The organism is Ensifer adhaerens, from assembly GCF_001270265.1.
In the GTDB taxonomy this organism is placed as follows: Bacteria; Pseudomonadota; Alphaproteobacteria; order Rhizobiales; family Rhizobiaceae; genus Ensifer; species Ensifer adhaerens_B.
Genome location: NZ_LGAP01000022.1, coordinates 100,587 through 110,812, shown reverse-complemented (window position 1 = coordinate 110,812; position 10,226 = coordinate 100,587). Strand labels below are relative to the sequence as shown.

At 63.1% G+C, this 10,226-nt stretch carries 8 protein-coding genes; 7 read left to right on the top strand and 1 reads right to left on the bottom strand.

The features are described 5' to 3' along the window. Positions 1-244: 244 nt before the first annotated feature. Positions 245-1,051 (bottom strand): class II glutamine amidotransferase, encoded by an 807-nt coding sequence (locus tag AC244_RS25090; protein ID WP_053251543.1) that lies wholly within the window; start codon positions 1,049-1,051, stop codon positions 245-247. A gap of 280 nt (positions 1,052-1,331) precedes the next feature. Here AC244_RS25090 and AC244_RS25085 point away from each other — a divergent pair, with 280 nt between their 5' ends. The 7 genes from AC244_RS25085 (at position 1,332) to AC244_RS25055 (ending at position 10,226) form a co-directional block, all read left to right on the top strand. After that, a complete protein-coding gene (locus AC244_RS25085; RefSeq protein ID WP_053251542.1) occupies positions 1,332-2,462 on the top strand; it encodes a Gfo/Idh/MocA family protein in 1,131 nt (376 codons plus the stop codon). A gap of 116 nt (positions 2,463-2,578) precedes the next feature. After that, a complete protein-coding gene (locus tag AC244_RS25080) occupies positions 2,579-3,442 on the top strand; it encodes a MurR/RpiR family transcriptional regulator (RefSeq protein WP_053251541.1) in 864 nt (287 codons plus the stop codon). Between the two features lie 115 nt (positions 3,443-3,557). Next, positions 3,558-5,495, top strand: coding sequence for a bifunctional 5-dehydro-2-deoxygluconokinase/5-dehydro-2-deoxyphosphogluconate aldolase (locus AC244_RS25075; protein WP_053251540.1), 1,938 nt, complete (start codon positions 3,558-3,560; stop codon positions 5,493-5,495). An 88-nt stretch (positions 5,496-5,583) separates the two neighbouring features. Beyond that, entirely contained in the window at positions 5,584-7,437 is a 1,854-nt protein-coding gene (iolD, locus tag AC244_RS25070) for a 3D-(3,5/4)-trihydroxycyclohexane-1,2-dione acylhydrolase (decyclizing) (protein ID WP_053251539.1), read from the top strand. A 242-nt stretch (positions 7,438-7,679) separates the two neighbouring features. Continuing rightward, on the top strand, positions 7,680-8,579 hold the full coding sequence (gene iolE / locus AC244_RS25065) for a myo-inosose-2 dehydratase (protein WP_053251538.1): 900 nt from the start codon (positions 7,680-7,682) through the stop codon (positions 8,577-8,579). A 213-nt stretch (positions 8,580-8,792) separates the two neighbouring features. Next, complete coding sequence (gene iolB, locus AC244_RS25060) at positions 8,793-9,593, top strand: 5-deoxy-glucuronate isomerase (protein WP_053251537.1); 801 nt, start codon at positions 8,793-8,795, stop codon at positions 9,591-9,593. Positions 9,594-9,821: 228 nt separating this feature from the next. Beyond that, positions 9,822-10,226 carry a GFA family protein gene (locus tag AC244_RS25055; RefSeq protein ID WP_053251536.1) on the top strand — a complete coding sequence of 135 codons (405 nt, stop codon included), beginning with the start codon at positions 9,822-9,824 and terminating at the stop codon, positions 10,224-10,226.

The following is a 10,226-nucleotide window of genomic DNA, read 5'->3' as shown; positions in this document are numbered from 1 at the left end:
ATCGGGCTTCGCTTGCGCAAGCGGCCCTGGCGACTGTTCGGGTTCGATGGAACGGCGGGCGAGGACCCAAGCTCTCCCACGGGCTTGCTGTCCCAAAGGTGCTTCGGTCTTTCGCCCGCTACCGCATTGTCCATTACACCTGCGAATGCGGTGATAGGGAAGTTACAAAGGTGGCGGCAGCCGGATGAGGGGCAGCGCCCCCACCTACGCGGCAGCGTTGACGCGACACACGGAAAGCAACACCTCAGGCCGAACGATGCTTCCGCACCGGCGCGCCCTGCGTTGAGAACAGTCGAACGTCGACGCCGTTTTCGCCGACGATCACCGCCGTGCCGTCAGGGATTTCGACCCAGGCGCTGTCGTCGTCGTTGAGCGGTTCGGAGACAAGACAGTAGCCGCCGCTCGGGCCCATGGGCGCCGCATAGAGCGTCGGCGCCTTCCAGTCGGAGGCATAGCGCACGGCATAGAGATCATGACCGTCGGAAAAGGCGGCGGTAAAGCGCACCAGCACCTGGCGCTCCAGATGCGATGCCAATTGTTCGACGAAGGCCAGCGCCTCGGCAATCGCGCCGAGCGGATTGTGGTCGAGGCCAAACTGCATGGCGAGCAGGAACAGGAGTTCGGAATCCGTCGTGCCGGTGCGCGCCGAATAGAGGTCGTTGTCGAGCATGCTCTCCATCGGCCGGCGCAAATGCTCGAAATCGCCGATCTGGCCGTTGTGCATGAACGACCAGCGGCCGAAGACGAAGGGATGACAGTTGTCGCGCCGCGTGCCGCCGCCGGTCGCGGCGCGCACATGGGCAAGGAACAGCGGCGAGCGGATCTGCCGGGCGATGCTCTTCAGGTTGCAGTCGGACCAAGCGGGGAGAATGTCGCGGTAGCGCCCGGGTTCGGGGTGATCGCCGTACCAGGCAATGCCGAAGCCGTCGCCGTTGGTCGCCGTCTTCGCGCGGGTGGCGCAATGGGACTGCTCGATCAGCGAGTGCGCCGGAGAGGTCACCAGTTCCTCGAGATAGAGCGGCTCCCCGCGATAGGCTGCCCAGCGGCACATACTGAAATCACTCCGGCTTCGCCCTGTTCATACGGACGCGATTCGTTAACCATGAGGGATGTTCCGACGAAACATGGTAAAAATGCGTTAACAAATTCGTCCAAGCTCTGCAGTCATACTATCTCCGGACACTCGATCCGGCTGTTTCGACCGAAACATCAGCCAAGGCGCCTCCGTGGAGCCTCAATGCGTTTTCGAACAAATATTCCATATTGACAAATCTTGCACATTTCATTTCATTCTGCGCCACGACACAGGTCGTTGACCCCGGAGGAATGGCATGAGCAGCAAGAAGAAACTGGGCGTCGGCCTGATCGGCACGGGCTTCATGGGCAAGGCGCATGCGCTCGGCTTCACCATCGCCGCGCGGGTGTTCGACCTGCCCTTCGAGCTGGACCTGGTTTCGGTTGCCGATGTCACCACCGAAAGCGCGGAAAACGCCCGCCGGCGCCTCGGCTTTCGCAAGGCGACGGCCGACTGGCGCGAACTTTTGACCGACCCGGACATCGACATCATCGACATCACCACGCCGAACCTGCTGCACAAGGAAATGGCGCTGGCGGCCATCGCCCATGGCAAGCATGTCTACTGTGAAAAGCCGCTGGCACCGACGGTCGCCGACTGCGCCGAAATGGTCGCCGCCGCCGAGAAGGCCGGCGTCGTCACCCAGGTCGGTTTCAACTACCTGAAGAACCCGCTGATCTTCCTCGCCAAGGACATCATCGAAAGCGGCGAGATCGGCGAGATCCGCTCGATGCGTGGCGTCCATGCCGAAGACTTCATGGCCGATGCCTCCGTGCCGTGGGGCTGGCGGCTGAACCCGGCGAGCGGCGGCGGCGCGCTTGCCGATATCGGCAGCCACATCATCGCCTCCATGCGTCATCTCGTCGGGCCGATCAAATCGGTGCTCGCCGAAACCATCATCCAGATCCCGCAACGTCCCGTCTCAGTCGGCGCGAGCGAGATGCGCGCCGTCGAGGTCGACGACATCACCCGCGCCTTCGTGCGCTTCGAAAACGGCGCGACCGGCAGCTTCGAGGCAAACTGGATCGCCACCGGCCGCAAGATGCAGCACGATTTCGAAATCTACGGCTCCAAGGGCAGCATCGTCTTCACGCAGGAACGCCTGAACGAGATTCGCGTGTATTACAGCGGCGACGATATCCGCGCCCGCGGCTTCCGCACCATCTGGGCCGGGCCCGAGCATCCTCCCTATGGTGCCTTCTGTGTGGCACCCGGACACCAGATCGGCTTCAACGATCTGAAGGCCATCGAGGTCAACGAGTTTCTGGAGGCGATCGCCAAGGGCAAATCGCCATCGACCGATTTCCGCGAGGGCTATGAAGTTCAGAAGGTGCTCTCGGCCACCTATCAGTCGGCAAAGACCAACGAATGGGTGCAGATCGGCTGACGAAAGGCTAGAATGGAAGAGGCAGGAAAAAATGGAATGCCTGTTCTATCCCAGTGGTCACTAATCGATTAGTGTGAGGTCATAACGCAACACGGTCAGACTGGAGACGGACAAGAATGGCGACGCCTGAAACGACGACGGAGGTCCCGCAGGATTTCGAAGCGCTGAAGGCAGTTATTCTGGAGCGAAAGGCGCAGCTGCCGAAACGGCTGAAGCAGGTGGCCGCCTATTCGCTCGACAATCCCGACGAGATTGCCTTCGGCACCGCCGCAAGCATTGCCACCTCGGCCGACGTCCAGCCGTCGACCCTGGTGCGCTTTGCCCAGCACTTCGGCTTCGAGGGCTTCTCCAGCCTGCAGCAGATTTTCCGCGCCCGCCTGCGCGAGCGCACGCCCGGTTACGAAGACCGGCTGAAGGCGCTCAGCGAGAACGATCACAGCAAGCTCGAGAGCGGCTCGATCTTCAACGGCTTCGTCGCCGCCGCCCACCGCTCGCTCGACAACATCGCAACCTCGGTCGACCCGGAAGCCTTTGAACGGGCGGTCGATATTCTCGCCAAGGCCGAGACGATCTACCTGATCGCCAAGCGCCGCTCCTATCCGATCTCCAGCTACATGGCCTATGCCTTCGGCAAGTTGAAGGTGAAGTATCAGCTGGTCGGCACGGCCGCCGGCATCGACGACGACATGCTGGCGATGGCCGGCAAGAACGACGCCGCGTTTGCGGTCAGCTTCTCCCCTTACGCCTCCGAAAGCGCCACCCAGGCGCGGCTGCTCGCCGAGCGCAAGGTGCCGGTCGTGTCGCTGACCGATTCGGCGTTCTCGCCGCTGGCCGAATCCTCCAAGGTCTGGTTCGAACTGGTCGAGGCGGACCATGCCGGCTTCCGCTCGCTTTCCGCCAGCATGGCCTTCGCCATGGCGCTGACGGTCGCCATTGCCGAGAAGCGCCGCCGCCTGATCGACGAGGCCAGGACGGAATAGAACGGATAGAATGAAAATTCTATATTGACGAAACGCCGGAATTTATGTTTCATACCTGCATCACCCACAGAACGAGAATGGTCGGGGCCGCAAAGGCGTCCGCGGGGAGGAAGCAGTGAGCCAGAACGTTTCGTCACAGGGAGCAAAGCCGCTCGACCTCATCACCATAGGCCGGGCCTCGGTCGACCTTTACGGCCAGCAGATCGGCACCCGGCTTGAGGACGTTTCGAGCTTTGCCAAATCGGTCGGCGGCTGCCCCTGCAACATCTCGGTCGGCACGGCACGCCTCGGGCTGAAGTCGGCGCTTTTGACCCGCGTCGGCGACGAGCAGATGGGCCGCTTCATCCGTGAGCAATTGACCCGCGAGGGCGTCGAAACCCGCGGCATCGTCACCGACCCGGAGCGTCTGACCGCACTCGCCATCCTCGCCGTCGAGAACGACAAATCCTTTCCACTGTTGTTCTACCGCGACAACTGCGCCGACAATGCGCTGTGCGAAGACGACGTTTCCGAGGACTTCATCCGCTCGGCCCGGGCCATCCTGGTTTCCGGCACGCACTTCTCCAAGCCCAACACCGATGCCGCCCAGCGCAAGGCGATGCGGATAGCCAAGGAAACCGGCGCGAAGATCGTCTTCGACATCGACTATCGCCCGAACCTCTGGGGCCTTGCCGGCCATGACGCCGGCGAAAGCCGCTATATCGCCTCCGACCGCGTGTCGGCGCACCTCAAAACCGTTCTTGCCGATTGCGACCTGATCGTCGGCACCGAGGAAGAGGTTCTGATTGCATCAGGCGAAAGCGACCTGCTCCAGGCACTAAAGACGATCCGGGCGCTGTCGCAGGCGACCATCGTCCTGAAGCGCGGCCCGATGGGTTGCATCGTCTATGACGGCCCAATCTCCGACAATCTCGAGGACGGCATCGTCGGCAAGGGTTTTCCGATCGAAGTCTACAACGTGCTGGGTGCCGGCGACGCCTTCATGTCCGGTTTCCTGCGCGGCTGGTTGAAGAACGAACCACACGCGACCTCCGCCACCTGGGCGAACGCCTGCGGCGCCTTTGCCGTTTCCCGCCTGCTCTGCGCGCCGGAAATCCCGACCTGGACCGAACTGCAGTTCTTCCTGGAGAAGGGCAGCAAGGAACGGGCGCTGCGCAAGGACGAGGCGATCAACCACGTGCACTGGGCGACCACCCGTCGCCGCGAGATCCCGCTGTTGATGGCGCTGGCGATCGACCATCGCAGCCAGCTGGAAGATGCGGCTGCCGGCAACCCCGAACTGCTTGCCCGCATCCCGGCCTTCAAGGTGCTGGCCGTCAAGGCTGCCGCACAAGTGGCCGCCGGCCGCTCCGGCTTCGGCATGCTGATCGACGACAAGTACGGCCGCGACGCGCTTTACGCCGCCGGCGCCCACCGCGACTTCTGGATCGGCAAGCCGATCGAGCTTCCGGGCTCGCGGCCGCTGCAGTTCGAATTCAGCCAGGATCTCGGCAGCCGCCTGATCGACTGGCCGGTCGACCACTGCATCAAGGTGCTGTCCTTCTACCACCCGGATGATCCGGCCGAGATGAAAGCGACGCAGGTTGCCAAGCTGCGCTCGGCCTTCGACGCGGCGCGCAAGGTCGGCCGCGAAATCCTGATCGAGATCATCGCCGGCAAGCACGGCAAGCTTGATGACCAGACCATTCCGCGCGCGCTCAACGAGCTTTACGATGCCGGCCTCAAGCCCGACTGGTGGAAGCTGGAGCCGCAGGCAAGCCGAAGCGCCTGGGCGGCGATCGATGCCGTCATCGAAAAGCGCGATCCGCTGTGCCGTGGCGTCGTGCTGCTCGGCCTCGAAGCACCCTATGAGGCGCTGAAGGACGGCTTTGCGGCGGCCCGCACGTCGAAGACGGTGAAGGGTTTTGCCGTCGGCCGCACGATCTTTGCCGATGCCAGCAAGGCCTGGCTCGGCGGCACCATGACCGACGAGCAGGCGATCGCCGACATGGCTGGAAAATTCAAGGCGCTGGTGGATCTCTGGCTGCAGCTGGGTGAAACAAAGGCGGCATAGGATCGGCGGGGTTCTTGGACCAATACCGATCTAAGGAATGATGCAGTGGGCGAAACGGGATGATTTCGCCACGAGGAGGAAACAGAGTATGAGCCAGAAGACCGTGCGCCTGACCATGGCACAGGCCGTGGCGCGGTTCCTGACCCGCCAGATGACTGTCATCGACGGCAACAAGGTGCCGATCTTCGGCGGCGTCTTCGCCATCTTCGGCCACGGCAATGTCGCCGGCGTCGGCGAAGCACTGCATGGCATCAAGGACACGCTGCCGACCTACCGCGCGCAGAACGAGCAGGGCATGGCCAATGCGGCGATCGCCTTTGCCAAGGCGAGCTTCCGCCGCCGCTTCATGGCCTGCACCACCTCGATCGGCCCCGGCGCCCTCAACATGGTGACCTCGGCAGCCCTTGCCCATGTCAACCGCCTGCCGGTCTTGTTCCTGCCCGGCGATGTCTTTGCCAATCGCCGGCCCGATCCGGTGCTGCAGCAGGTGGAGGGCTTTGCCGACGGTACGATCTCGGCCAATGACTGCTTCCGTCCGGTTTCGCGCTATTTCGACCGCATCACCCGGCCGGAACAGATCATCCCGGCGTTGCGCCGCGCCATGCAGGTGCTGACGGATCCGGCCGATTGCGGCCCGGTCACGCTCTCGCTTTGCCAGGACGTGCAGGCGGAAGCCTATGACTATCCGGAAAACTTCTTCGACGAGAAGGTCTGGTCTTCGCGCCGCATCGAGCCCGATGCCAACGAGCTGGCAGCGGCGATCGCGGCGTTGAAGGCGGCGAAAAAGCCGGTGATCATCGCCGGCGGCGGCGTGCTTTATTCGGAGGCCAGCAAGGCGCTTGCGGCGTTCGCGGAAAAACACGGCATTCCTGTCGTCGAGACCCAGGCCGGCAAGTCCTCCCTGCCGCACAGCCATGCGCTCAACATGGGCTCCGTCGGCGTCACCGGCACGTCGGCCTCCAACCAGCTGGCGGAAGCAGCCGACGTCGTGCTCGCCGTCGGGTCACGGTTGCAGGACTTCACCACCGGCTCCTGGTCGCTGTTCAAGAACGAAGGCCTGAAGATCGTCGGCCTCAATGTCCAACCCTTCGATGCGGCCAAGCATGAGGGGCTGCCGCTGGTCGCCGATGCGCGCGTCGGCCTCGAACGGATTTCCGCCGGGCTCGGCAATCACAAGGTCGATGCCGCCTGGACCGACAAGGCCAAGGCCGGCAAGACGGAGTGGCTGAAGGCCGCCGACAAGGCGACGGCGACGACCAATGCGGCTCTGCCTTCGGACGCACAGGTGATCGGCGCCGTGCAGCGCGCGCGCGGCGGATCAGATACGGTCCTCGTCTGCGCTGCAGGCGGGCTGCCCGGCGAGTTGCACAAGCTCTGGCAGGCGGAAACACCCGGTGGCTACCACATGGAATACGGCTTCTCGACCATGGGCTATGAAGTCGCCGGTGGCCTCGGCGCCAAGCTCGCCCGTCCCGACAGCGATGTCATCGTCATGGTCGGCGACGGCAGCTACATGATGCTGAATTCAGAGATCGCCTCGTCGATCATGCTCGGCGCCAAGATCACCATCGTTCTCTTGGACAATGCCGGTTATGGCTGCATCAACCGACTGCAGATGGAAACCGGCGGTGCGAACTTCAACAATCTGCTCAAGGACACACACCACGTCGAGCTGCCGCAAATCGACTTCGCGGCGCACGCCGGCGCAATGGGTGCGGTCACCCGCAAGGTCGGCTCGATTTCTGAGCTCGAAACGGCGCTCATGGAAACGGCCAGCGAACCGCGCACGACGGTGATCGTCATCGATACCGATCCGCTGATCACCACCGAGGCCGGCGGCCACTGGTGGGATGTCGCCGTGCCCGAGGTCTCGGGCCGCAAAGAAGTCAACGACGCGCGCCAGGGCTACGAAAAGGCTCTGCTCTCCCAGCGCTTCGGCTGAGATTGCCCTTTCGGCACCCGCGTTATCCGCGCGGGCGTCGTTTAGTATCTATGCCCCTCACACCCTAACCCTCTCCCCGCCTGCGGGGAGAGGGAACTTCGGAGAGCGCGGCACATCCCTTCTCCCCGCCGGCGGGGAGAAGGTGGCGGCAGCCGGATGAGGGGGCAAGCGCCTCCCGTTCTGCATCCACGAGACAAAACGAACGATCCGCTTGCGCGGACAATGCTATAGGAGGCAAGAAAATGATCCGCTACGGAACCAACCCGATCGCCTGGAGCAACGACGACGATCATTCGATCGGCGCGCATCTGACGCTCGAGGATTGCCTCTCCGATTGCCAGAAGATCGGCTTCGACGGCATCGAGAAGGGCCACAAGATGCCGAACGATCCAGAAGCGCTGAAGGCGAAGCTCGCCTCCTACGACCTCGTCTTCGTTTCCGGCTGGCACTCGACCAACCTGCTCACCCATGACGTCGAGGCAGAGAAGAAGGCGATCCAGCCGCATCTCGACCTCCTGAAGCACAATGGCTGCAAGGTGGCGATCGTCTGCGAGACCTCGAACGCCATCCACGGCGACGACAGCAAATCGGTCGCCAACGACAAGCCGGTGCTGCCGGCGGACCAGTGGAAGAAATTCGGCGCCGATCTGGAAGCAATCGCGCAATATTGCGCCGACCAGGGCATCGATCTCGTCTACCATCACCACATGGGCACGATCGTCCAGACCGGCGAGGAGATCGACCTGCTGATGCAGAACACCGGTCCGGCGACCAAGCTTTTGCTCGACACCGGCCATGCGTGGTTCGGCGGTTCCGATCCGGCGGAAGTCGCAAACAAGTACATGCCCCGCGTCCGCCATATCCATTGCAAAAACGTGCGCACCACTGTCCGCAAGGTCGTCGAGGGCGAAGGCCTTTCCTTCCTCGAAGGCGTGCGCCGCGGCGTCTTCACCGTTCCGGGCGACAGCGAAGGCGGCGTCGATTTCCTCCCCGTCCTGAAAATTGCCGCCGAGCACAACTACGATGGCTGGCTGGTGATCGAGGCGGAGCAGGATTCGGCCGTGCGCAATCCCTTCGAGTACCAGTCGCTGGGACTGAAGTCGCTGAAGGCGTTCGCCAAGGAAGCCGGGCTCGACAAGTAAAGCGCCCTATCGATCATCGGCAGCCCCTCATCCGGCTGCCGCCACCTTCTCCCCGCCTGCGGGGAGAAGGGATATGCCGCACCGTCCAACCCGTCTTGGTAAGAGCGGGGAGAAACACGCTCCAAAGTCCCCTCTCCCCGCCTGCGGGGAGAGGGCTAGGGTGAGGGGCAGGCCGCGAGTGCGGCCGCCAAGAAAAATTCAGGAGACCGTCACATGTCCAAGCTGCTCGTCAAACCAAAAGCCAAATCCGGCCTGATGCAGAACGTCACGCCGGAAAGCGCCGGCTGGACCTATGTCGGCTTCGCGCTCAATCGGCTGAAGCCGGGCGAGACGGCGCAAGGCGAGGCAGGCGACAAGGAAATCTGCCTTGTGCTGGTTTCCGGCAAGGCGAAGGTTTCCGTCGACGGCGAGGATTTCGGCGAGCTCGGCGAGCGCATGACGCCGTTCGAGGGGCAGCCCTATGCCGTCTACGTGCCGAAGGGCAGCCGCTGGCAGGCGACGGCGACAACCGATCTCGATCTCGCGATCTGCTCGGCCCCCGGCGGCGAAGGTTTCAAAGCCAAGGTGATCAAGCCTGGAACGCACCCGCAGATGACCCGCGGCAAGGGCACGAACACCCGCTATGTCACCAACATCATGCCGGAGGACGACAGCTCGGCCCAATCGCTGCTGGTGGTCGAAGTGATCACGCCCGGCGGACACACCTCCTCCTACCCGCCGCACAAACACGACCAGGACGATCTGCCGGCCGAGAGCTACCTGGAAGAGACCTATTATCACCGCCTGAACCCGCCGCAGGGATTTGCCATGCAGCGCGTCTATACCGACGATCGTTCGCTGGACGAGACCATGGCGGTGGAAGACGGCGACGTGACGCTGGTGCCGAAGGGCTATCACCCGGTTGCCGCCGTTCACGGCTACGACGTCTACTATCTCAACGTCATGGCCGGGCCGAAGCGGGTGTGGAAATTTCACAACGCCCGCGAACACGAGTGGCTGTTTACCGGCGTTTAGCAGCGATACCGCGCACCCGGCCGTCAGGACCTAGATCATGTCGCGCAAAAGTGCGTAGCGGTTTTGCGATAACGACATGCGCAGGAACAAGCACTCAAAGCGCAGTCAGCGAATCCTAGAGATCGCGACGCGCTTCAGGGTGTGCGCCGATCGGCCCAGCATGTTGGGTCATCGATGGACGGATGCGTCCGACTGCCCTATTTTACCGCCTCTCAGGGAGGTTGTGCCATGCGGATCGACGGACAATGCCATTGCGGCTTCGTGACCTATGAGGCGGACATCGATCCGGACGATGTTTCGGTCTGCCACTGCACCGATTGCCAACGACTGACGGGATCGGCTTACCGGGTGACCGCGGGCACTGCCCGGGAGAATTTCCGGCTGACCGGCGGCGAGCCAAAACTTTACATCAAGACTGCGGAGAACGGCCGCAAGCGCCTACAGTTCTTCTGCCCGAATTGCGGTTCGCCTATTTACACCACCGGCACGGACGAAGATGCCGAGGAGGTCGGCATCCGCCTCGGGACGATCAACCAGCGCCGCGAGCTTGCGCCGAAATCACAGATCTGGCGCTCTTCCGCCCTGCCCTGGATCGGCGACGTCGGCGCGCTGCCCGGTCACGACAGGGATTAG